17 protein-coding genes are annotated in these 23,565 nt (G+C 52.9%); 9 read left to right on the top strand and 8 right to left on the bottom strand.

What is annotated here, in order from left to right; translation table 11 throughout:
• The first annotated feature begins 245 nt into the window (after positions 1–245).
• On the top strand, positions 246–1,007 hold the full coding sequence (locus tag AB1L42_RS08155; protein WP_367053214.1) for a hypothetical protein: 762 nt from the start codon (positions 246–248) through the stop codon (positions 1,005–1,007).
• A gap of 13 nt (positions 1,008–1,020) precedes the next feature.
• Here the strand turns inward: AB1L42_RS08155 and AB1L42_RS08150 are convergent, their stop codons facing one another.
• On the bottom strand, positions 1,021–1,839 hold the full coding sequence (locus AB1L42_RS08150) for a DUF1571 domain-containing protein (protein ID WP_367053213.1): 819 nt from the start codon (positions 1,837–1,839) through the stop codon (positions 1,021–1,023).
• A 599-nt stretch (positions 1,840–2,438) separates the two neighbouring features.
• On the opposite strand from AB1L42_RS08150, the gene AB1L42_RS08145 reads away from it, so the two are divergent.
• Entirely contained in the window at positions 2,439–5,492 is a 3,054-nt protein-coding gene (locus AB1L42_RS08145; RefSeq protein WP_367053212.1) for a hypothetical protein, read from the top strand.
• A gap of 24 nt (positions 5,493–5,516) precedes the next feature.
• Here the strand turns inward: AB1L42_RS08145 and AB1L42_RS08140 are convergent, their stop codons facing one another.
• Positions 5,517–6,950: a sulfatase-like hydrolase/transferase gene (locus AB1L42_RS08140; RefSeq protein ID WP_367053211.1), complete on the bottom strand. Its 1,434-nt coding sequence runs from the start codon at positions 6,948–6,950 to the stop codon at positions 5,517–5,519.
• A 178-nt stretch (positions 6,951–7,128) separates the two neighbouring features.
• Between AB1L42_RS08140 and AB1L42_RS08135 the strand changes: the two genes are divergently transcribed.
• Positions 7,129–8,451 (top strand): PQQ-binding-like beta-propeller repeat protein, encoded by a 1,323-nt coding sequence (locus tag AB1L42_RS08135; RefSeq protein WP_367053210.1) that lies wholly within the window; start codon positions 7,129–7,131, stop codon positions 8,449–8,451.
• 408 nt (positions 8,452–8,859) lie between these two features.
• Entirely contained in the window at positions 8,860–9,999 is a 1,140-nt protein-coding gene (locus AB1L42_RS08130) for a type III polyketide synthase (protein WP_367053209.1), read from the top strand.
• Positions 10,000–10,244: 245 nt separating this feature from the next.
• Here AB1L42_RS08130 and AB1L42_RS08125 read toward each other — a convergent pair whose 3' ends face one another.
• Complete coding sequence (locus AB1L42_RS08125; protein WP_367053208.1) at positions 10,245–10,958, bottom strand: Bax inhibitor-1 family protein; 714 nt, start codon at positions 10,956–10,958, stop codon at positions 10,245–10,247.
• Positions 10,959–11,242: 284 nt separating this feature from the next.
• Positions 11,243–12,010, bottom strand: coding sequence for an NYN domain-containing protein (locus AB1L42_RS08120; RefSeq protein WP_367053207.1), 768 nt, complete (start codon positions 12,008–12,010; stop codon positions 11,243–11,245).
• Between the two features lie 470 nt (positions 12,011–12,480).
• Here AB1L42_RS08120 and AB1L42_RS08115 point away from each other — a divergent pair, with 470 nt between their 5' ends.
• Entirely contained in the window at positions 12,481–12,948 is a 468-nt protein-coding gene (locus tag AB1L42_RS08115; RefSeq protein WP_367053206.1) for an ATP-dependent zinc protease, read from the top strand.
• A 39-nt stretch (positions 12,949–12,987) separates the two neighbouring features.
• Here the strand turns inward: AB1L42_RS08115 and AB1L42_RS08110 are convergent, their stop codons facing one another.
• Positions 12,988–14,256, bottom strand: coding sequence for a YkgJ family cysteine cluster protein (locus AB1L42_RS08110; RefSeq protein WP_367053205.1), 1,269 nt, complete (start codon positions 14,254–14,256; stop codon positions 12,988–12,990).
• 177 nt (positions 14,257–14,433) lie between these two features.
• Here AB1L42_RS08110 and hflX point away from each other — a divergent pair, with 177 nt between their 5' ends.
• Positions 14,434–15,762, top strand: coding sequence for a GTPase HflX (hflX, locus tag AB1L42_RS08105; protein ID WP_367053204.1), 1,329 nt, complete (start codon positions 14,434–14,436; stop codon positions 15,760–15,762).
• Positions 15,763–16,009: 247 nt separating this feature from the next.
• Positions 16,010–16,894 carry an ATPase domain-containing protein gene (locus AB1L42_RS08100; RefSeq protein WP_367053203.1) on the top strand — a complete coding sequence of 295 codons (885 nt, stop codon included), beginning with the start codon at positions 16,010–16,012 and terminating at the stop codon, positions 16,892–16,894.
• 36 nt (positions 16,895–16,930) lie between these two features.
• On the opposite strand, the gene AB1L42_RS08095 is transcribed toward AB1L42_RS08100, so the two are convergent.
• Together AB1L42_RS08095 and AB1L42_RS08090 are read right to left on the bottom strand one after the other, a co-directional pair.
• Positions 16,931–18,130 carry an SUMF1/EgtB/PvdO family nonheme iron enzyme gene (locus AB1L42_RS08095; RefSeq protein ID WP_367053202.1) on the bottom strand — a complete coding sequence of 400 codons (1,200 nt, stop codon included), beginning with the start codon at positions 18,128–18,130 and terminating at the stop codon, positions 16,931–16,933.
• Positions 18,131–18,347: 217 nt separating this feature from the next.
• Complete coding sequence (locus AB1L42_RS08090; RefSeq protein ID WP_367053201.1) at positions 18,348–19,187, bottom strand: hypothetical protein; 840 nt, start codon at positions 19,185–19,187, stop codon at positions 18,348–18,350.
• Positions 19,188–19,526: 339 nt separating this feature from the next.
• Between AB1L42_RS08090 and AB1L42_RS08085 the strand changes: the two genes are divergently transcribed.
• Both AB1L42_RS08085 and AB1L42_RS08080 read left to right on the top strand, forming a co-directional pair.
• On the top strand, positions 19,527–20,321 hold the full coding sequence (locus tag AB1L42_RS08085) for a hypothetical protein (RefSeq protein ID WP_367053200.1): 795 nt from the start codon (positions 19,527–19,529) through the stop codon (positions 20,319–20,321).
• Positions 20,322–20,439: 118 nt separating this feature from the next.
• Complete coding sequence (locus AB1L42_RS08080; protein WP_367053199.1) at positions 20,440–20,802, top strand: YkgJ family cysteine cluster protein; 363 nt, start codon at positions 20,440–20,442, stop codon at positions 20,800–20,802.
• A 95-nt stretch (positions 20,803–20,897) separates the two neighbouring features.
• Here AB1L42_RS08080 and AB1L42_RS08075 read toward each other — a convergent pair whose 3' ends face one another.
• On the bottom strand, positions 20,898–23,540 hold the full coding sequence (locus tag AB1L42_RS08075; RefSeq protein ID WP_367053198.1) for a serine/threonine-protein kinase: 2,643 nt from the start codon (positions 23,538–23,540) through the stop codon (positions 20,898–20,900).
• Positions 23,541–23,565 lie beyond the last annotated feature (25 nt).

The raw sequence follows: 23,565 nt of genomic DNA, 5'->3' as shown, positions 1-23,565 counted from the left end.
TTCTGATTCTGTGTGTACGATCTCGCACGAGCAAGCACAGTCTTTTCACTTATGAAACAGTGCAAGCGAGTGCACAGAAAAGAGCAACTTGCTCTAACTGAGAATGAAATGGATTTCACCAACTGCCGACGACAAGAAACCAATCAGAGATAGAACGTCTGAATATTGAATCGAACGGAGAGTGCATCGAGTTTTCGACATCGGAATGATTCGAACCGAGTTGCCCATCCAACGGAAATTAGCCAATGAGCGTTTCTCCATCACACAACTGCGAACAGTTTCGACGGACTTTGGAAAAAGCCATCGAAGAGCGTGCCTCTCTTCCTGCTGGAATTGAGGAACATCTGGAGAATTGCAACACGGCGGAATGCCAGGAGCTGTGGGAAGATCACCTGCTTCTGGAACGTGCGATCGCAGAATGGAGGGATCTCCCGGTCTCCATCGACATGTCGGATGCGATCGTCGCTGCTTTAAATGAAGAATCGTCGACCGGCGAACTCAATTCGACCCATTTTGAACGCCCGGCGAAGTCGAAAGCATTGTCGTCGACCGCTCGGTTTTTGACATCCAAAGCTGCTGGCGTCTCGATTGTGGCTGCGACGACACTCTTCGTCTTTCTCAGCAGCTTGATGACACGTCCCGAACTAGAGGTCGCTGTCCGCGAAGAAGTCGTCGTCCCTGTTGATGATTCCGCAAATATCGCGGAGCTTCAAACACCGGAATCACTCGATCTGGAAGCGGTCAAAGACTTCGGCAAGTCCTACGGCAAGCTGCTTAAGGGAACTGCAACCACATTGACTGGCTCGCTCTCAGTCGTGCTTTCCGACAGCGAAGCTGCCGTGATCGAGCCCACGGCAAACTGGTTTTCGTCTCTGAGTGATCAGCTGAAAACGATTGACGAACAGTTCGACAAAACTCTGAAAATGGTCGTTCCGCAAGATGAGGAGATGCAGGATCAGACTCAGTGGTCTCTTCCTGGGCAGCAGCCAGAACTTCGCACCGCTTAAGGATTTCGGCGAATCAGAATGAGTAGTTGGGATTGTTCCGATCGAAGTCGGCGTCGGTGAATCCAGCGTTCAACTTGAGGTTCTGATAGGTGTATTCCTCAAGTAGCTGCGGCTTCTGATTGGGCGGAACCGGAAAACCGTAGTTCTCTACACGAACGGGCAGGCGCGAATTCTTCTCGAAGAAGACTCGCGTCAACGCGAACTTGAATTGCCGTCGCGGTCTTGGGTGAGTGACTTCAATCACTTCACAAGCGATGTCTCCCATCTTCGCGTCAGGGTAAAACTTGACATCGATCTCTCCGTACTTCGATTCGAGTTCCCACTGCTCGATGACGAGTTCCATCAGCCGCTTCATCCCCGCATCGGTAATAGGATGGCGTGTGTTCGCCATGACTGTGGGGCTGTTGACAGGCAGGCTGACTGTTCCGACGAGTGATGACAGACCGCTCGCTTCGTGAGCGAGAAGCTGGTTCTGATTTTTTCCTTCCACATAGAGCACTTCTCGCCCCGGCGCTGGGGAAATGAATCGCATGTAAACGCTGAACGGTTTATGCCTGACTTTCAGCAGCGTCTGCTCCGTGGTCAGCTGATTGTTGATGAACTCCCTTTTGACGAACGTCGACTGGTAGTCCTTGATCTTATTCAGTTTCTCGAGCGAATGCTTCGCCATTTCCAGAGCTGGCACCAGTGGGTGCTGATTGGCAGTTTCTTGAGCTGCAACTGGACTCGTGATGAAGAGCGCGATCATCATCAAAAAGTACACGCCAATTTTGCAGAAATTACAAGCAGCGAGAGACTGAGTGCTTCGAATGGTCAGGTGTGAAGATTCCATACCTTTGAATCCATCGGTTGAGAGTGTTTGAGTGACGGTTCATCAGAAAGACGCAATTCCCATGCCCGGAGAGAATTGAATTCCACGACGAGTCGTCCGCCTGCGATTCCGTTTCCAAGATTTCGGTTTTCATTCTAACGACTTGCGAGGAGTGAGTCAGAGGAATTCTGCGAGGTTGAACAAAACACACGTTCAGTCTCACGACGAATGACACACGTGGCACCGAGCCCCAAAACCGCTAATTCCTCCCATTTTTCCAACTCGAGCACATTCTACGCATTCCCTCAGCCGGACCAGCAATCTTCGACCGGTGAAGTCCGAAGTTCGCATCACAAGTTGAGTGTTCCCGGAGACTTATTGACTCATTTTTTTGAACCACCGTATACTCCGCGCTCGCAACTCTCGGCGGAAACCCGAATCGGGTGGATTCCACCCGGCTGAGAGACGGAAGGATTTCGTCTTTTCAGAAGACTGGTTTGGAGTCATCCAGGCCCAACTTCCTCCCCGCGATTTCAACCTGACACTTCGATAATTAACTCGCGAACGGATTCCGAGTGCCCCCCTCCCCATCCCGTTCCCTATTGCGATTCGTCGTTGCAATGAGCCTTCTGCTCTTTGCTCCGGGAGTGCTGCGCGCACAGCAAACTGGAAGCGGGCACAGTGTTAACTTCTCGAAACCCGTCAATTTCTCGAATGACGAAAACCGCTCGACTGGCGAAGCAGCGGTTGTTCATGTTCAAAAACCTGTCAATTCTCAAGCACATCCGGTCTCTATTCGGTCTGACTATTCCCTCGAATTTCAAGATGGGAAAGAATCGGCCCGCCTGCTTCGGGGGCAAATCGAAGTTCGGCAGGGTCAGCAGGTCTGGTCAGCACCGCAAGGAGTCGTCTGGAAAGCTCCAGTTGATGCCAACGGAATTGAACGGCTCGTGCTGTATCTGGAAGAAACTCCTGACGTTAATGCTTCACTCGTTGAACCAGGGCATCGGGAAACTCGACCGTACTTCGTGGTCTATCTCGATTCTTCTTCCGGACTCGAATTCCACCACCGGTCAAATTCCAACTTGCCGTCAGCCATCAAAGATCCCGTCGCTTTAAGAGCCCGCGAGAGAAGATCTCTTGAGCAGGGCAACATTCAGCTTGTTCAAAACGAAGGGGCTCCTTTTGAACTGCTGGTCCCATCGCTTCCAACTCCGCAATCTCCGTTTCGCAGACGCGTAACCATCGGCCCGCGATTTCTTGGAGAACGCATCTACGCCAAAGCAGAATACTCCGAAGACTCGATTCAGCCGGAGTACGTCATCACTGTGACCGGCGGGGTGAATATCGTCGTCGACAATGTTCCGCTAACGATTCAGGGGCAGACCTTCCTGTCACGAATCGACCTGACAGCTGACAAGGCTGTTGTCTGGACGGATGCGAATCGAACCGGCGAGCTGAGCGGTTTCGACATCGATGAAACCACTCCGTTTGAAGTTTACCTCGAAGGAAACATTACCGTCCGGCAAGGGGCGAACGTCATTCAGGCATCGCGAGCCTATTATGATGTCAACCAGAAACGCGGATTACTCGTTGACGCAGAAATCCGAACAGAGATCGCCCAGTTTGATGGAACGATCCGGTTGCGGGCTGCCGAGTTGAGACAGCTGAACGACACCCGTTTTCATGCTCGAAATGCCTGGTTCACCACCAGTGAATTTGGCAAACCGAAATATCGCCTCGAAGCCAGCGACATCTTCATGGAAGAGCGGCCTTCGCTGTTTCCAAATGCGATTGATCCTCAAACCGGTCAACCCGATCCGTCCACGCTGTGGATCGAGAGTCGAAACAATCGCCTATTCATTGAAGATGTTCCCGTCTTTGCTGCTCCGTATTTGACCGGTCCTGCAGAAGATCCGCGGATTCCTGTGAGTGAAATCAAAGGCGGATACTCGGGAGTCTTTGGAGCGGAGCTTGAGACAGCCTGGAGTCTGGAAGGAATCTTCGGTTGGAATCTGCCGGAAGGGACGGAACTCAACCTCGAAGCAGACTACTTCTCGAAACGTGGACCGGGCGTTGGTCTCGAAACGGAATTCGATACAATCTTCCCAGCCTTTGGTGTTCCGATGCGACACTACGGGGAGGGCAACCTGTACTACATCAACGATCACGGCGAAGACAATCTGGGGCTTGGAAGACGAAATCTGCCCCCGCCGAATGACAATCGTGGGCGTCTCCTCTGGCGAAGCCGAAGCGAGTGGTCCCCGTTCACTTCGCTCACAGCCGAAACTGGCGTTGTGTTCAATAACGATCGAAACTTCATCGAACAATATTATGAAGACGAATGGGATCAAGACAAAGACCTTGAGAACCGTCTCATCCTCGATCATCAGATCAACAACACGACGGCCAGCATTCTCGGTGCGATTCGTTCGAACAACTTCTCCAATCAAACTGACTGGTTCCCTCGAGGCGATCTGACAATTCTCGGGCAACCGGTCTTTGATACTCCGGTCAACTGGAGCTCGCATTCATCAATTGGTTATGCCCGCCTGAATCAGGCTGAAAGTCCGCCTGATCCGATGGCCGACCCCTTCATACCGCTCGACTACTTCGCGGATTCGGAAGGCGTCGTCGCGATGTCCCGGCATGAGCTGAGTCTCCCCTTGAATGCCGGCCCTGCAAAGGTCGTCCCATATGTGCTTGGGGAAGTGGCTTACTGGGGAGAAGATCTGACAGGTGATGACCTGACTCGCTGGTACGGAAGTGCCGGTGTAAGAGGAAGTATTCAGTTCGCGAAGTACATGCCGTACGTTCGCAGCTCAATCCTCGGTCTGAATGGACTGGCCCATAAAGTCTCACTCGACGCCGACTACTACTACGCTCAGTCGACTGCCGATCTTGAAGATATCCCGCAGTACAATCCGTTCGACGAAGATGCTCAGGAGCGCTTCCGGGAACGATTCCAGGGGATCGAATTCGGTGGCGTGCTCCCCGAAGTTTATGACCCTCGTTACTACGCTGTGCGATCCGGTGCGGGTCGTTCGGTCACCGATCCGTATCATGAATTGGTCGATGATCAACACGCTGTGCGGTTGTCTCTGGGTCAACGTTGGCAAACGAAAGTTGGACCTCCCGAGAATCCCCGAACGGTCGACTGGATGGAACTCGACCTCGGTGTCACGATCTTCCCCGATGCAGCAGAAGACAACTTTGGAGAGACTTTCGGGTTGCTGACTGGTCGGTATGCGTGGAACGTCAGTGCGAGAACATCGCTGCTGGCGAGCGGAGCATTCGACTTTTTCGACATGGGACAACAGGTCTTCAACGTCGGAGTTTTGAGTCAACGTTCCGAACGTGGAAGCTTCTATGTTGGTTATCGAAATCTGACCGCTGGTCCAATCGAGAGTCAGCTGCTGACCGGAAGTGCTTCGTACGTGATGAGCCCCAACTTGTATGTGGCGACTCTTGGAGCTTCTTACGACATCGCCGAAGGCATCGATCGCGGGCAGACATTTACGGTCACCCGCATCAGCGAGAACTTCCTGTTCCACTTCGGACTGGGATATGATCGCAGTCGAGACAACGTTGGCGTGGCAGTCTCACTCGAACCGAAATTCGGAAGCTACGGTCGCGGCTCGATGCAACTCAACTCACTACTCGGAATTCAATAACACGAACTCAGTTCGTGAATCTGTTTAGCGGTGTTGAGCGAAGAGATCTTTCGTCTTCAACTGACTCTCCATCCGCCATTCACGGAGGGCATCGAGCAATTCTCGTTTCCTCGCAACGTGTTCAGGATCGTCCGAATTCCAGAGGTTGACGACTTCGTCCGGATCGGCTTTCAGATCAAAGAGCTGTCCGTCATCTTCACCGAGAAAATGGACCAGCTTCCAATCGCGGCTTCGCACCATCGTCATGAATTCGGTGCCAGTCAGAATTCCGTCTTTCGCCTGTTCAGCGAACACGTATTCCCGCTCGGGGGCATCTTTCCCTTCCAGAACTGGGAGAAGAGATTGTGCTTCCATGTCTGCCGGAGGTGTGATTCCAGCAAGCTCGAGAATCATTGGCCCGAGGTCGAACTGGCTGCACAGCCCGTCGTAGCGACGACCTGCTTCGAATCGACCGGGTGACCAGACAATCGTCGGCATGCGCGTGATGATGTCGTACATCGTCCACTTTTGCGAATGGCCGTGATCCGTCAGGCAATCACCGTGATCTGAAGTAAAGATCACGACCGAATTCTCGAGGTATCCCTTCCGTTCGAGCGACTCAAGAATCTCGCCGACTTTCTGATCAATCATCGTCACGTTGGCCAGATAGTAGGCCCGCTGCCGATGCCTTTGTTCCTCGGTCGGGTTCAGGTCGAGCACCACGGAATCGTGATCGACTTCGTTGTTGTGCTGACGAAGCTCTTTGAATGCCGCCGGCTGATTGTCGAGTTCTTCCTGAGTGACTTCCAAGAGGGGAAGTTCTTTGTCGAGATACTTCTCCGCGTATTCGGGTGTCGGATCGTAAGGCGGGTGCGGTCCGGGAAACCCGATCTGAAGGAAGAGCGGTTCGGTTTGTGGATACGAATCGATCCACCATTTCGCCATTTCACCAACGAACATATCGGAATGGAGATCTTCCGGAAGTTCCCACAGAAACGCGCCGAGGGCTTCCTGGTAATCATCGCGTGTTCGGTACTGCTCACGTTGCTGTTTTACGAGTCCGCGAGCGCGGAGGGCTTTGTCCCACTCATCGAAGTAGTAACGTTCTTCGAGATAGCGATCCTTGTTCTCAACGACATACCGTTCGTGAAAACCGAGCGGAGTGTGATACGGATAGGTGTGCATCTTCCCGATGTTCACGCATCGATAACCGGACTCGTTGAGCGACTCAATCCACGAGTGTTGCCACAAGTCCGCATTCTTCAGAACGCCTGTTGTGTGCGGGTAGTACCCAGTGAAGAGAGATGCCCGGCTCGGTGCGCAACTGGCTGCTGTAACGTGACAGTTTGTCAGCGTCGTTCCCTCACGAACCAACCGATCGAGGTGCGGAGTTTCCATGTGAGGAAATCCCAACTCAGCGATCGTATCGAACCGCTGTTGGTCGGTGATAATGAAGATAATATTGGGACGATCAGCCATTGACGTATCACTTCAATCTGGAATTTGTCTCAACTCTCAGCGAGGATCGATCACACTTCAAGCATGCTCGAAGCGCATATCGCGATCATCGAAGGACTTGGAATCATGTCAACTCGAACCGCATACGTCCAGCGCAGCGACGAGCGTTGCATTGAACTCCATTGATCGGAGCGCCAGAATGAGTGACGCTCGAAATCACACACACCCTCACAACAATTCACTGTCCAAAGAGTTTCATATGCCGATCCGATTCCTGGCTCCTGCAGTGCTCGCCTTGTTGTTGTCGAGTTCCTCACAGATCTTCGCAGAGTCTCCTTCCTCAGATGACTGGCCCAACTGGCGAGGCCCTCTTCACACCGGGCAGGCTGATGCCGACCAAACAGCACCTGTCACCTGGAGCAATACAGAGAACATTAAGTGGTCGTCTCGTATTCCCGGGAAAGGACACGGCTCGCCGATCATCATCGGTGATCAAGTTGTTCTGGCCACCTCCGACGACGAGGCTGAAATCCGATTCCTCGTCAGCATCGACCGAACCTCTGGTGAGCAGAACTGGATCACCCCGATTCATACCGGGAAAGCAACACCTGCCCGCAATGAGAAGGGGACGCAAGCTTCAGCCACACCAGCATCTGACGGCGAACGAATCTACATCAACTTTCTGCACGACGGAGCCGCTTACACGAGTGCTGTGTCACTCGATGGAGAACTCCTCTGGCAGACGCGAATCACTCCATACATCGTCCATCAGGGATATGGCTCCTCACCGTTTCTGTTTGAGGATCTGGTCATCGTCTCGGCCGACAACAAATCGGGTGGTGCCATCGCTGGGCTGGATCGAAGCTCCGGAGAGATCGTGTGGAAACACCAACGTCCCAAGAAACCCAATTATTCATCTCCTGTCGTCTATGAAACGTCTGGAAGTGATCAGCTCCTGATGACGGGCTGTGATCTTGTCACCAGTTTGAATCCGCGAACCGGAGAGGTGAACTGGGAAATTGAAGGTGCGACGACCGAGTGCGTCACCACAACCGTTTCGACAAACGGACTCATCTACACCAGCGGTGGATACCCTAAGAATCACCTTTCCGCTGTGCGAACCGATGGCACCGGCGAGGTTGTCTGGCAGAACGGAACGCGAGTGTATGTCCCGTCGATGCTCATCAAGGATAATCGCCTTTATGCCGTGACTGATGCGGGTGTCGCCATGTGCTGGGACGCGTTGACCGGTGAAGAAATCTGGAAAGGTCGACTGGGAGGAACGTTCTCTTCGTCACCCATCCTGATCGACGACAAAATCTACGCAACAAACGAAGAAGGACTGACCTACGTCTTTCTCGCTTCTCCCGACGAACTTGAGCTACTCGCCAAGAATCAGTTGGGGGAAATCTGCTTCGCAACTCCTGCAGTGTCGCGCGGCCAGCTGTTTGTTCGCTACGCCGAGATGGTCGACGGAAACCGACAAGAGTCTTTGGCCTGCATTGAGTCGAACGAAAATTGACCGACGCAAAGCTCATTCTGCTTACTTCGAGAACGCATTCATCCAAGCTGCCTGATGCCAAGCGATCAATGTACTCGTCAGGTGATTCTACGGAACGTAGGGATTGTGCTTAACCTGCGCGCAGATCGAATCGATTAGCGCAGTCGTATTCTTGCCTCAGCGTCTGATTCCGATCCCGAATTCCATTCATTCAAGCGACATGGACGCGCAGTCGAATTAGAAGCAGGAGCGGTCAACACTGCCGATCGGTTCGGTTCGGCAGCGATGTCAAAGATCGAAAACATTCAAAGTCCCTCACCTCAGGCCGCTCTCCTTCGGTGTGTCATCAACAGCGTGCAACACGAATTTGCTGCACCGTTTGATATCTCGCACACACCGACGCCGTTGAAGAAAACTTCTGGAGACGAAATGCCACTGTCCATCCTGGGAATGGGAACTGCGTTACCCGAGACCAAAATCACTCAAGAGCAGGCATTGCAAATCGCGCGTCGGCTCGTGAACGATGATCCGGATCTGACCGATACACTCGAACGCCTTTATCCGAAAACGACGATTCAGCACCGACACGTGGTCGTCGACCAAGTGCTGCTTGACAGCTTGCTCGACAAGTCGGAAGAAGCTGGTCGTGTCGCGGAGATCATTCGCAACAATGGTGGTCCGGGAACAGCGAAGAGACTGAAGGTCGTGGAGAAAGCAGCGGGTCCTCTAGCCGAACGTGCTGCCCGTCAGGCTTTGGAAGAAGCCGGCATCGCCCCCGAAGATGTGACGCATCTGGTCACGGTTTCAAGCACCGTCGGCTCAGCTCCCGGATTTGACACCTCCTTGATTCAACGGATGGGACTCTCCCCGCAAGTGCATCGGACGAACGTCGGGTTGATGATGTGTCAGGCGGCACTGAATGGCTTGCGAGTCTCCAACGCCTATGCCAGTTCAGAAACCGATGCTGTCGTTCTGATGGTCTCTCTTGAGATCTGCAGTGCACACTACGACTTCAATCCGATGCCGAAGAAGCTGGTGACGAACGCGATCTTCTCAGACGGAGCAGCTGCGCTCGTGGGGACGTCTCAGAAAACTTCAGACTGGACGGTTGATTCGAGTGGCGGTTACCTGCTGCACGATGAGCGCGATAACCTCCGAGTTGGCTTCAGCGATCAGGGTCTCGACATCCGCCTGTCGACGAAGGTTCCAAACCTGATCGAAGAGCGTCTCGGAAAATGGATCGATCAGTGGCTCTCCAAGTCTGGACTGACTCGTCAGGACATCAAGTCCTGGGCGATTCATCCGGGGGGCCCGAAGATTCTCGAAGCTGCTGCGACGTCTTTGGGAATCACAAACAAGAACTTGACCGACAGCTGGAACGTTTTGGCCGACGTGGGAAACATGTCGTCTCCGACGGTCCTGTTCGTTCTCGACCGTCTGCGCAAATCTGCTGCGGACCTCCCGTGTGTGGCCATTGCTTTCGGACCGGGACTGACGATTGAGGCAGCATTGATTGGCCGACAAGCTGGTCAAGGAGCCCTCACTTCAGACTTGCCTGCTGTTGCATAGAGCAAGTTGCTCTTTCCAGTGCACTCGCTTGAACTTTTTCATCAGATAAAAGGCCGAGTTTGCTCGTGCGAGTGAGTGCGAGCAAAAACACAAAGTGCCCTCACCGAACAGTTCAAACTTCAAAAAAAGAGCCCGGTGAATTTCACCGGGCTCTTTGCATTTCTTCGATCTGTCAAAACTCCCAGTCTTGCTCGCTTTGCTACCCATGCAACAACAGCGAGAGTTTCTGGTGCGACTCGCGGCGGTCAGTCTTCCATCGAGGCGGTCAACTGGAGCACGTACCAAAACAGTGTTGCCAGTGACGAGAAGATCGCCAGCGATGCGGCCACGTACTGATCCGTTCGATAGACGTGCAAGACGTTCGACGTCTCCCACAAGATGAATCCACTCATCAGAACGACCATTCCCATCGCGAACCAGGTTCCGAGCGTGAAACCAGTCACGAAGTGAACGACGATCAACGCCAACACTGCCCAGAATGCCAGCGAGAGAATTCCTCGCAGGAACGAAAAGTCTGCTTTCGTGATCATCACAAACGCTGTCAGTCCGCCGAAGATCATCAAGGTGAACAGAGCAGCCTGCATAATGATTTGATCTCCGCCCTGCATATGAGTGCGGATCAACCAGATCATCGGAGCAAAAAGAATGGCTTCCGCGAATGCGTACAATCCCAGCCCCATGTACTGAAGCCCTGGATTCGCCTGAGAGGCTGCCATTCTGTGAGCTGCAGTACTGGCGATGAAGAATGCGATCAGGACCAGCCACCAGTTCCCGAAAGCAACTCCAGCGAGTGGTTCCACGATCGAAGGCGTATTCACCATAATCGCTGTCAAAGCGATAAACAGTGCAACCGCTCCAGCGACGTGGGCATAAGTCTTTCGAATGAACGAAACCCGCTCTTCCTGTCGGGCATCAGCAACAAAGTGATCTTCGTAACCGAAATCTGGTGAATAATTCATATCCGTCCTCGTTTAAAACTGGCTTGGGAAGCAATACTTGCAGCATTCATTTCAGCAGCATCATTTCAACGGGGACCACAAGACTGAAACAGATCGGACACGTGGGACAGACCTAATTTCAGGCAAATGACAGGACCCGCTTCAGTGCACTCTCATCCATCGTCTATGGATCTGTCGAAACGAATATCTCAGACCCGGGCAAGCAAACTCAGCCATTCAAAATAACACAACAATTGTCAAAGTGTCGCAGAAGTGACACACTTCTCTCGTCCAAATATTCTAAGTCAGATTCCATCCTGATCCAGTTCCGCAATTCGAGATTCCCAGAAATCGACATCAAAGATCTCGTCGGCAGAATCGGGCGAAGGCTCCCTGGAATCGCTCTCCGTTGGGCGTTTAGATTGCCTCCCAGAATGCTTCGATTCCGTTTTTGAGTTCGCTTGCTCTGTCTTCGACTTCTTCTGCGCCGGCGGCTTTTTCCGCAAATCCGCCTGTTTTGCTTCGCGGGCCTCCCGCTCTTTCCGAACCTCCCGGTCGACCTCTTTCGCGATTTCATCAATATCGAGGTCCTGAAACTCGTTCATCCAGACGTCGAGGTTCTCAGGAAGTTCCGGCTTTTCAACAACCTTTGGAGCAGCATCCTGAACAGACTGCCTGTCGATCTGCTTTAGGAACTGCTCCGAGTCAATCGCAGTCGCTCGCCGCACCCGCGCAGATTTGTGAAGCCGATGATCGCTCGAAATCACAACGAGCTGCTTCGGCGCGGAATGCGAGGCGATCTGTTCTTCGATAATGTCATCTGCTTCCTCGCCTGGCGGAGAAAAGACGACGAGCATTCCATGGAAGCGATACTCACTGGAATCACGGAAGTCGGCCCCTCGACCGTCGAACACTACGATCGTTCGTGCTCGCTGCGCGCGATCCAGCCCGTGACGAATTCGATGGAGCAATCGCTGTCGACACCGCTCGAGATCGCCAGGTCCATAAGAAACTCTGGCCAGCCCCGCAGCGTGCAGGAGATTGTATCCATCAATCAGAAAATCAACTTGCATCGACTTCGACGGGTTAGGCTACCTCTCTTTCGTTGAGGCAACTAAAGTGTGGATTCAGTTCATGGTCGTTGAACACAAGCACAACGTGCCGCGTGAAGTCCCTACTTCACTCATGGTCTCAACGTTCGAACTTCATCCTGAATACGAACCGGAACGGTCGTGTCAAAGGTGGATCAATCTGCCATAATGAACTGGTCACGAAAACTCATCCTGAAGCTGTTCTGGACTCAGTGAGCGTTTCGAGAATTGACTCCATTCGCAGCTTTCAGGAGTTTCACTTTCAGAACACAATTCGAGAAAATCAACGCGACTTCGCACGAGCAGATGGGACAAAAATCAGGTCAAACAGCCCAGGCAAGTGCATTGGCCGGAGCAGCATGCTCTGAAACTGTTCACAATTGGAGATTGTAGCGAATCTGATCTCAGATTCGGCGATCAATTGCCATTCGCAAGGCAATTCGGACGAGTCAATGAAACGAAAGAAGCGAGAACTCAAGATCATTGGATGGAGAGAGTGGATATCGCTTCCCAATCTCGAAATCCCGGCGATTAAGGCCAAAATTGACACCGGTGCCACTACATCAAGTCTGCATGCCATTCACATCGAACGGTTTCGACGCAAGGGCAAAGACTTCGCACGGTTTCAAGTTCACCCCTGGCAACGGAACTCCAAGCTCACCGTTTCGGCCGAAGCACCGCTCATTGAGTATCGTTCGGTGCGAAGCTCAAGCGGCCACGAGACTTCTCGTCCGGTCATTCTGACGGAGATCTCAATGTTCGACGAAATCTGGCCGATCGAATTGACGCTCACGAATCGCGATCAGATGGGATTTCGAATGCTGATCGGCCGACGAGCAATGCGCGGACGGTTTCTCGTCGATTCAGCCCGTTCATTTCTTGATCGAACTCGTGCTCCACAGAAGCGGCGCAAAGACTGAGGCTGTTCTGAGTCGGCACGTCGTTCACTCAGAAGTCGTTTACTTCAGCACCCAGACGATGAGCTTTGAGATCTGGCCCATTTGAGCGAGCGTCGACACACGCTTACGCGCTCCCCATGTTCCGAGTGCTTCCGAGTACCCATGCTGATGGTCGACGATTTGCAGCGCTTCGCGAACGTCTTCGTGCGTAATTTTGTTGCGACCGCTCGTCGCTGCTCTCCAGCGAGCAATCCACAGTGTCGAAGGTAGAACGACCGCCAGACTTTGAAACCCTTCGACGACGCTCATGTTGTAAAACGCACGTCCACAAAAATGGAGGCCCTGGACTTTCACTCGAAAATATCGCGTCAACAGTTCTTCCGATTCTTCAGGCAGTAGTCCGAAACTCTTTTCCAGTGCCGCGAACGGGACATGTCCGAGACCGTTTCCGAACGCCGGTGTCAGCCCGCTTCCGCTCGTGAGCCGAAAGGCTGCCTGAAGCTGTTTCCATCGCCCTTTGAAGGAACGATCTGCCGATGCGTACGTGTCTTTTCTGGCGTATTGTCCGGCCAAGAGTCGAAACTGCTTCATCGCCAAAGATGAAGGGGCTTCCAACTGTGGAAGCTCTTGCAATTCCTCTTCGATGGCTGTCGTTAGAATCTCGAGCAACTCGTCGACGCGCTCACCGCGAATCTTTTCGAAGTTTGTCTGTCCGATCAACTCCAGCCAACTCAGTGCTCGGAGCAACTTCACTCCGATGTTCGCCTCCTCAGCTGCGAGTGTTTGATCGATCGCATTCACGATGGAAAGAGTCTCGTTCCATTGCAGCTTGGTTCGCTTGTTCACAGCCGGAGCGGGAAACTTCGCGGCCTTGTTCGGGACAACCAGTTCTGCAATCTCGCGAATCTCACGCTTTTGCTTTCGGACCGGGGTCCCCAGGTTTTCTGTCACACTCGGGCAACTGAATCGCAAGCTGACCGCGACTTCATCTCCCTTCGGATGAAATGCGTAGGGATAAATCCTGCAAGCCAGCGGCTTCGCTGCTTCGCCAAACTTTCCGTGAATGCGGCAAAGTCCTTTCTCATCCAGAAAGACACACGATCCGTCAGCTTCTTGCGCGAGCCTCAACGTGCGTTTGCCCGTGAGTGATCGTTCTTCGAGCACCAGGTCCTTCTCAGAAGTTCCCAGTTGAGAGGAATCCCAGCCCTGCGAATCAATACGCTCACGTTCTTCGTCGGTGATAAAAATCGCATGCTGCTTGCAACATCCGCCACAGTTGTGGCATGACCAGTTCTGAAGCGTTGGTAACTCAATTGCAATCCGGGACATAAAACACAGCGATTGGTTGGGGACGAAAACTCCGTGAGATGATATACTTACAGTGGTTACATCGAACAGAGGTGAACCTGATCTTGCAGTTGGTGTCTGTCAACGCATCAACAACGAATGCAGCGTCATGTTCAAGCTGAACATTCGTGGATCCAGGTTTAGCAAAAGGAAGAATTCTTGGGAGAACCACAACGCGACAAACTCAAAGTCGAATCACGCAAGTGCGTGATTGTCTCTGTCATCGATCCCTTGTCGGATCAAGATCGTGACAAAGCTTTCGATGAAATGGAAGGCTTGATCACAACGGCAGGCTCAGAGGTTGTCGGAACACTTATGCAGGTTCGGAACAAACCCGATTCCGCAACGTACATCGGAAAAGGAAAAGTTCTTGAACTGAAGGAATTGATCGGTGCAACCGGTGCTGACTTGATCGCCTTCGATGCTCACCTTTCCCCGTCTCAGGGAAAACATCTCGAAGAAGCTACGAAGACTCAGGTCGTTGACCGCAGCGAAATCATTCTCGACATTTTCGCAACGCATGCACGCTCACATGAATCGAAGCTTCAGGTCGAATTGGCTCAGCTTCTTTATCTGAGACCTCGACTGACACGCATGTGGACTCACCTTGAACGTATTACCGGAGGAATCGGCAGTGGAAAAGGACCTGGGGAAAAGCAATTGGAGACGGACCGTCGGCTCGTCGACCGCAGAATCTCTGAGCTGAAGCGACGACTCAACGAAGTCATCGATCGACGCGAGCGACAAGTCGCCAGCCGAAATCGACACATGACCGTTTCGCTGGTGGGATACACCAACGCGGGCAAAAGCACGTTAATGAATGCCCTGACCGGTGCTGACGTCTACATCGCTGACAAACTGTTTGCGACGCTGGACACTCGGACGCGCAAGTGGACACTCCCGAATTACGGTTCAGTCCTGTTGAGCGATACTGTCGGGTTCATTCGGAATCTGCCTCACCATCTCGTGGCGTCGTTCAAATCGACGCTGGCGGAAGCTCGTCACGCCGACCTGCTTCTCCATGTCGTTGACAGCAGCCACCCGGAAGCTGTCAAACAGATCGAGACCGTCAGTCAGGTTCTTGAAGAAATCGGGGTCGATAGCGACGATCCAATCCTCGTCCTGAACAAGATCGATGCAGTGGAAGATCGAGCCAAACTCGATGTGCTGCGAGCGAGATTTCCAAACTCAGTCACAGTGAGTGCTCGCGAAAAGACCGGCTTCGAAAAGTTGCAGAATGCCGTCAGCCAGCGAATCGCCGATGGTTTTCTCGATGCTCGTGTGACCGCTTCCGCAGGGAACGGAAAGGTGTTCGCCTACCTTTCTGAGCATGCAGAGGTGATGAATACCGAGTACGAGGACAGCAGCGTTGTTTACCAGTGTCGCATCCCCCGTCGATTTGCATTGGGGCTGACGCAAGCTGGAGCGGATGTCATGAGCCTCGACGGAACTCCACTCACGCTCGTCGATGAGCCGGATGAGTGGTAATCCGAGTCAGTCGGTTACAGGGCGTCCGACGTTCTTTTAGAGCATTTTCTGGTTTTGTATGCACTCCCTCGCACGAGCAAGCACAGCCTTTTCACTTGTGAAACAGTGCAAGCGAGTGCACAGGAAAGAGCAACTTGCTCTAATCGTGCGCGAACGCAATCACGGTCATGCGAATCTTTGACTTCCAATGGTCCGAGATTCTGCATCGACCGTGAACCCACTTAACATGTGACCTGGACAAGACGGCATGACGAGGCAGACAACTGGAATCCCCGATCTCGACAAGATGCTGGGAGGGGGGCTTCTTCCCGGCACTCTGACCGTCGTTCTCGGTGCCACGGGCATCGGTAAGACTCAACTGGGAATTCAGTACGCCCATGCTGGCAAGGATCAGGAAGGCGAGTCCGGGATCATCTATGACATGACCTCACGTGGTGACACACAAAGCCACGCAGATTACGCCGAGAGGCTTTTCGACTGGAAGTTGAGGGAACGTCCTGCGGAATTGACCGACGTTTCGGTTTCCGAGATTTGGAATCCAGAAGTCGCCCGTTGGGATGCGCTTCACCTGTTTCAGAGAGCTGGCCGCCGAGTCACGATGTCCGACATGGACTTCGATCAGAAGAAAGAATGGAAAGCGGAACTCAATCGGAAGTTGAACGAAACGATCGCATTCTTCTACGGAAACTTTTGCCAGGGTGTTCGTCGCTGTGTGATCGATGGCATTGAGCCCTCCGATCGCGCGAGTGACTCATTTCAGTTCGACCTGTTCGAATACATCTATCACCAGATTCTTCGCAAAGAATCGGACTGGGTCGCTCGGGACTACCTGCGGGTCGCTTTTCGACAGCATGAACAGCAAGTCAATGACCATGCTTACGACCATTCGGATGTCGGATGCATGATGCTCTGCACAACGCACGAAACCATGCTCGATGACTTGCTCACCCGGCAAATTGAAAGCGGCGATGTGCTCTCGAATGCGAACACCATCATCCTCATGGGGAAAGTTCGCGAAGAAGGCCGAATCAAACGAGCACTTCATGTTGCCAAGCATCGAGGAAGCGCGTGTGATGATGCCATTCGCGAATTCGTCGTTACGGAATCCGGGCTGCAACTGAGTCAGGATTGACCCGGCTGAGAAAGACAAAGCGACCGCGAAACTGGTCTATCGAGATGCCGTTGCCCCGGAATTTTCAGGGAGCATTTCTTCGGTCACTCGGAGCACGCAGCGAAACCCGACGTCGGGCGCAGACCGCTTGATATTGGCGTGTCCTCGAATCCAGAGTTCCCAATCGTCACGAGAGCCTCGAACGACTCGCTCGCCAAGGATCTCAGCCAGCTTGGGTCCTTGTGGATCACGCATTGGCGTTCCGGACTTCGTAGCCAACTCCTGATAAGCCTGCGACGAATACCAGTCGTGGACCCATTCCCGAGCATTTCCGGATAGATCGTAAATGCCTGTCCGGGTCAGGTCCGTTGGTCGAGAACCGACCGGAAGAATCTGTGACAAATCACCATCGACACGTGGAGGATCAGAGTTTCCCCACGGATACAGAGAACCATTCGGTCCACGGGCAGCCCGTTCCCACTCAGACTCTGTCGGAAGATCTTTCCCAGCCCACTTGGCGTAATTCAAGACATCATTAAAGGGGAGACCGAGAACTGGATAGTCAGCGGCAGTTTTCTGATCGAGCCCTTGAGGAAGCACCGGCTTTGCAGCAGAAGGCTCGGTCTTCAGAAACCGATCGTATTGAGCAAAGGTTGTTTCCGTCACGTCGATGTAAAATGGAGAGACGTAAACATTCACTTGAGGCGACGCACCAGTCTCGGCACGATCCGTTCCCTGAACGAACACACCACTTTCAATCAACTGCATCTCTGCACCGTCAGCTTCACAGACGATTCGCTGAGGAAGGCCTTGTGCGTTCAGCCCGAACTCCGGAAGCCACAAAAAGCCCTTTGGTAAAGCCATCTGAGGAGTCAGACGAGAATTGAACGCGGTCTCTTCTTCTGGCAACTCAATAATCATCCGGCGACTGTCATACTTTGGCCGAATGACGGAATACTGATTTTCCTGCGGTGCCTCGCTCGCTGAAGCCACATCAAACCGCACAGGGGCAGCCTGATGGACAAAATGGTTGTGCGTGATCGGTTCCGACTCATCAACCTTCGGACCTTTCGCCGGCGTGGTTTTCGCAGGTGCGGGTCGCGCGGGAGTTGCAGCACGTGTCGGAGCGGCCGCTACAGGAGGAGGGCTTGGGGGAGCAGCAGTTGGCGTTTTGCGAGCTGGCGGTGCCACGGTTTCGTCTGAACCGCATCCGGAAATGATCACCCCAATCGATAGAAAGAAAACCGTCCAGCGCATGTTGATGAGACTAACCTCGGACTGCCAACTGTCGAGAACTCGATCATTCGTCGAACGAGTTGATGAAAACCGACACGAAAAGTGCTTTATCATCGTTCTCCATGATGCGATGTTCAATCGATGTTAACAAGAAAAGGGAAGAAAGCCGAAGCTCTCTTCCCTTTGTTAACTTCTCATTCAGATTGCAGTCGTCGAAGCCCAGTCAGGCTCTCCAACTCTATTCGCGAGTCCGGACGCGAACGGTGGATTCTTGCGAAACTTCGCCATCTTCTTCGGCCATGTGCTGAGCGATGTTGACGATCTGCTGAGCAGCTTGAAGTTGAGCCAGGGAGAAGTAAGGGGTGTCAGGCACACCGATTCGATCGTACTTCTGATTCTGGAGTTCTTGCCAGCTCATTTTGTTTGCCACGTTCCAGGCAGCTGCCTGGGCTGGTGCACTGTGAATCTTGCCCGTTCCCACCAGATCGATGAGGTTGGTCAGGACTGGATCCTGAGTGTATTTTTCAACAGGAATGACTGCGTATGGAGCCTTTGGTCGTGGTTCCGATTTGCCGTGTTCCAGACAGACAGAAACGTATTCGACGCTCAGGGTCTTTTGTGGAGGAATCGAGAAGAATCCACCTCCTCCGCCGCCACCGCCGTAGCCTCCTCCGCCACCGCCACCGCCGCCGAGTCCACCACCGGCTGCTTGTGCTCCGCCGCCAGCACCTCCAGCTCCCCCACCAGCACCGCCGCCACCGTAACCGCCGCCACCGCCAGCGAACTGGGCAGAGACAGGCACGAGAACGAAGCTCGAAGGAACTTTCACCGTGATCGGTTCGTCAGTCATGTTGGTGAAGAACAGCTTTCCACCCATTGCGTCTTTCGCAACAGGCTTCACGTGCAGGTCACCGCTTTCCATCCCTTCGAACATTTCGACCTGTGGAGCAGATGGGTCGAATTTTGTTTTCGTCAAAGGACGTCCAGCCAGGAGGTCTGACTGAGCAACAAAAATCTGCAAGCCCATCGCGAGGGCGAACACTCCGGACAATTTCGTCGACTGCGACAAGCGCGTCATAACTGGGCTCCCTGAATGGAAGGAGTAAACGTACGATCCATGGATCGCATTGAATTGAAGAAAAGTGTTGTGTCGGTTGTGACAACTTTGTGGCCAGACAGCCTCAGCAAAAGATGTTCACTTTGAGTTTATCGATCGCCGAACGCGTCGAGCAATCAAAACTTATGTAAACAAGACCAATTCACTTGATTCCGTTTCAAGTCTGCGTGCATTATCCGTATTAAACGCAGAGGCTCCTCGACGAAAACTTGATCTGAGGTGGAATCCGATCCGTTGACCACAACAGATCCCATCTACAGAAACGTCAATCGATCTCATCTCTCAACAGGAGCATCAAACTTGTCGGCGCATCACCTCGATCCCGAGAAAATCATCGAAACTGTTGCGACCCTTCGAAACCGAATTCGTGAACGATTTCCAGATGCCGGTCTCGCCACCGTCGCGGACGATCTGCTCAACATTGCCCGGGATGCTCAACAGACCGGGATGGCGATCAAGAGACCAATGTACGGCGTGAGATTGCTGTCGTTCCTCATCATCATTGCCATCTCAGCCTGCTTCGTGATGGTCATCAAAGTCATCCGTATTCCCAACCAGCCGCTCCCAGCTGGGGAACTCGTGCAGGCACTCGATGCCGGATTCAATGCACTTGTCTTAATCGGTGCCACCGTCATCTTTCTGATGACGCTCGAAACTCGAGTGAAGCGTTCTCGAACCGTCAAAGCGATTCACCGTCTGAGGTCGCTGGTTCACATTATCGACATGCACCAGCTCACCAAAGACCCTGAACGGGTGCTCACCCGTGATCCAAAACACAATACGCTTTCATCCCCGAAAAGAATGATGGACCGCTTCCTGTTGAACCGGTATCTCGATTACTGTTCAGAGATGCTCGCATTGTGTGGGAAAATCGCCGCCGTCTATGTCGATGAATTTTCCGACCCGCAAGCTGTCGCAGTGGTGAACGACCTCGAGAATCTCACCACAGGGCTGGGACGCAAAATCTGGCAGAAGATCATGATTCTGCATTCCTTCCCAGAGGACGAGAAAGAGAAACAAACTGCGCCCAGTTTGACCGGAGACATCAAAAGCGACGTGAGTACAACGGACGTTGTTTCGAACCCGGACACCTGAAACACGGTCAGGCATGACTGGTTAAGAATTCGGGCCGAAAGTCGGAACACTTTCGAAAGTTGATCATCAGTTTAGAATCTGGACAGGCTTCACATTCGAACACCTCGCGAGGTTTTACATGGACGAACTGACAACCATTACGACTTGCGAAGGGTGTGGGGCTTGTTGTCGCTGGCAGGGTGCTCCCCCCGATTATGTCGCTCTCGCGTTGAACGAACACTTTCGTGATGACCCATCGTTCGCGGAAGACTTCCAGCGATTTCAGAATCTTCCTGCAAATGCCAAAGAACTGCTCGACACGTATCTGCTGAAGTTCAAGGAGAACGCTGTCGACAAAAACGGACCGTGTGTCTGGCTCGATGAGAACCTCGAATACTGCCTCTTCTACGAACACCGCCCTTCAAGCTGTCGGTCATTAATCGTCGGCGACGGAGGATGCCTCGTCTACCGCAAGATGTTCGGCATCGATCCTTCGGAGTGACCTTCAGATATGGTTTGCGCTCTCTCGCACGAGCAAACTCCGCTGCTTACTCGATGAAATAGCACGAGCGAGTGCACAGGAAAGAGCGACTTGCTCTAAACAGATTCCGAAACGTGCTCGCTCCGAGTTTCGTTTCGTTCAGTCTTGTGATTTGAAAACAAATCGGTCACGTCACTTCGCGCTAGCAAGCAGGCACTCCACAACCCGATCGGCAAGGTCAATAGGTTCGCAGGGGGAACGATCATCACGAAGATCGAAGCAAGAATCCCCAGTTGTCGCCAGAATTGACCGCGACCTGATCGCAGCTGAACAGCAGCGAAGATCACGAAGATCGAGCAGAGGATCAACTCATTCACAAGCCCAATGTGCAAGAGACCGGGCATGTTGCTCAACAAGGGAAAATACTTCTCGACGACTCCAGATTCGAAGAGCAGAACTTTTCCCTGCAAAAGCACGACCACACTGAACGACCCGCAAAAAATGAGTGCCGACGAAATGTCTTGAACAAGCCGCTGCAGGCTCGCTTCGGCTCCGTCTTGAGACTTCCGGGCCGCCCGCAGCTTCCACCAGCTTCTCCACATGAGCGAAAGCACGACCACAACACTCAACGCGATGACACAAACGAAGCAGGCAATCACGACAAACTGAACATCATTATCGATCCGTGCAGACGAGTAGATCGTCCCGCGCATATCATTCGTAAAGAACTCGGAGTTCACAAGTGTCGCGGTCGGGATCAATTCTCCAGAAACCAATCGCACACCTCGCGTCGACGACAATTGTCTGAGAACTCTCACGAGCTCATCGATCTCGTTTTGAACGCTGACGCTGGTGATGTCCACACCGATATTCTGAAGAGCAGCTTCAATCGGACTTGCTGAAAGCCCGAGAAACTCCGGTCGTCCAGATCGCTGCACGAGTGTCATCACCGGGACAGCCTCGCTCAGGTCGACTCGAACTTCGCTCGTCTTTTTCTTGCGTTGTTCCTCGTCGAACTTTTCAAACCGTAGCCAGGCTTCGGTCCGCAACCGTTCAGAGACCGGAATCGCCCCCACGCCTTTTCCTCGTCCCGATGTTGTCAGTCGCAACTTGTCGTAAACACCTGAAGCTGGCCGCAAGTCGCCTGCCGTTGAATCCCAGACGGAGTATTCCGTTGCTCCATACTTGGCGAGAATTTCTTCTTCAACAAAGAAAATTGTGCCAGCCCAGAGACATCCCCACACCATGAGTCCTGACAGGACTTTCAGCAAAGTGCCGCTGCTGATACGTATCCCATTCCAAAGCGATTTCAGAGTACTCAGAAATCCGCGAGCAGCTACGATGATCCAATCACGAAGTTGAAGAAGCAGCTTCTTCAGCAATGATCCGGTGCTGGACAGAAAACTCTTCATCGACCTCAACTGTTGCGCAGCATCGGTTTCCTTCCAAGGAACTTCCGTGAACGTCTTCGCGACGTCATCTTTCCACAATCGATCCGCACGAAAGACGGCGAACAAGATCAGTTTGAAAATCCATGCCGGAGAGAATGGAACGATGCTGAGCAAGACGAGAGTTCGACACAGTTCAATCTTCTGACGACTCAACAGCAACTGACCGAGGACGTAAGAAACGATTCCAAACGGAGCGGCCAACGCGAAGAAGCCACCATCGTCTCCGAGGACGATCATGAAGATCAGTGCCGTTTCGATGAGTCCGATTACGACCATGCCCTTGCCGAGCATTGAGACGGATCCCTTTCGCTCAGCAACCGGTTGACTTCGTGATTCTCGACTCGTTTGCGGTTCCGAAGAGTGCGTGCTGGAAATCGCTTCGACAGCGGTTTTCACTTCACTCGCTTTTTGAAACCGTTGTTCGGGTTCCCGATCAAGGGCACGTCGAACAACACCATCGAGCCGGTGATCCATTGGAGAATGTTCCGACGGAGGACGAAAATGTCCAAGCGGCAGCTGTCCCGTCAGCATTTCATAGATCACCACTCCCAACGAGAAGATGTCTGCTCGGTGATCAACAGTCCCGGGTTTCTCGAATTGCTCCGGAGCCATGTAATGAGGTGTCCCCATCACTTGCCAGGTTCCAGTAAGCGGAAACTGATCCGGCACTCCCGAGAGCTTCGCAAGCCCGAAGTCCGCAATTTTGACGTTCCCATCCTGTGTTAGAAGGATGTTTTCCGGTTTAATGTCACGGTGAACAACGCCTCGCTCATGAGCGAATTGAAGGGCTTCACAGATCTTCGGAACAATCGCGAGTGCTTCGGCCGGAGTGAGTCGCGCGGTTTGTTCGAGTTGCCGCAGATTCGTTCCGTCGACGTACTCCATGATCAGAAAGTAGAGATCATCTTTCCTACCGAAGTCATGGATGGTGACGATGTTCGGATGACCTAGATGAGCCAGTGCACGAGCTTCGCGCTGAAACCGTTCCGCGAATGAAGGGTCTTGATCGAAGTCGGGACGCAATATCTTAAGTGCGACCATGCGATCGAGATTGCGTTGACGAGCTTTGTAGACAACCCCCATTCCCCCGTGCCCGATCATCTCCAAGATGTCGAGTTCGGGGAAATGGGGCGTCAGCTCTTCCGGTGTGGGTGCGACAAACTTCGGCTGATACGGACTCTTCTGAAAATCCGTAGCGGGATGACTTTCGAATCCGATATCCAACAGACAACGAGGACATAATCCAGAAACCGCGCTGGTGCCCAGCGGTGACTGGCACTTTGGACAGAGTTTGTTTTCCTCGTTCATCTTCGACCTCGCATTGAGTCAGAAT

This window comes from Thalassoglobus sp. JC818, from assembly GCF_040717535.1.
In the GTDB taxonomy this organism is placed as follows: Bacteria; Planctomycetota; Planctomycetia; order Planctomycetales; family Planctomycetaceae; genus Thalassoglobus.
Note: the sequence above shows the minus strand (reverse complement) of the source record. Positions and strands in the feature narration are given on the sequence as shown.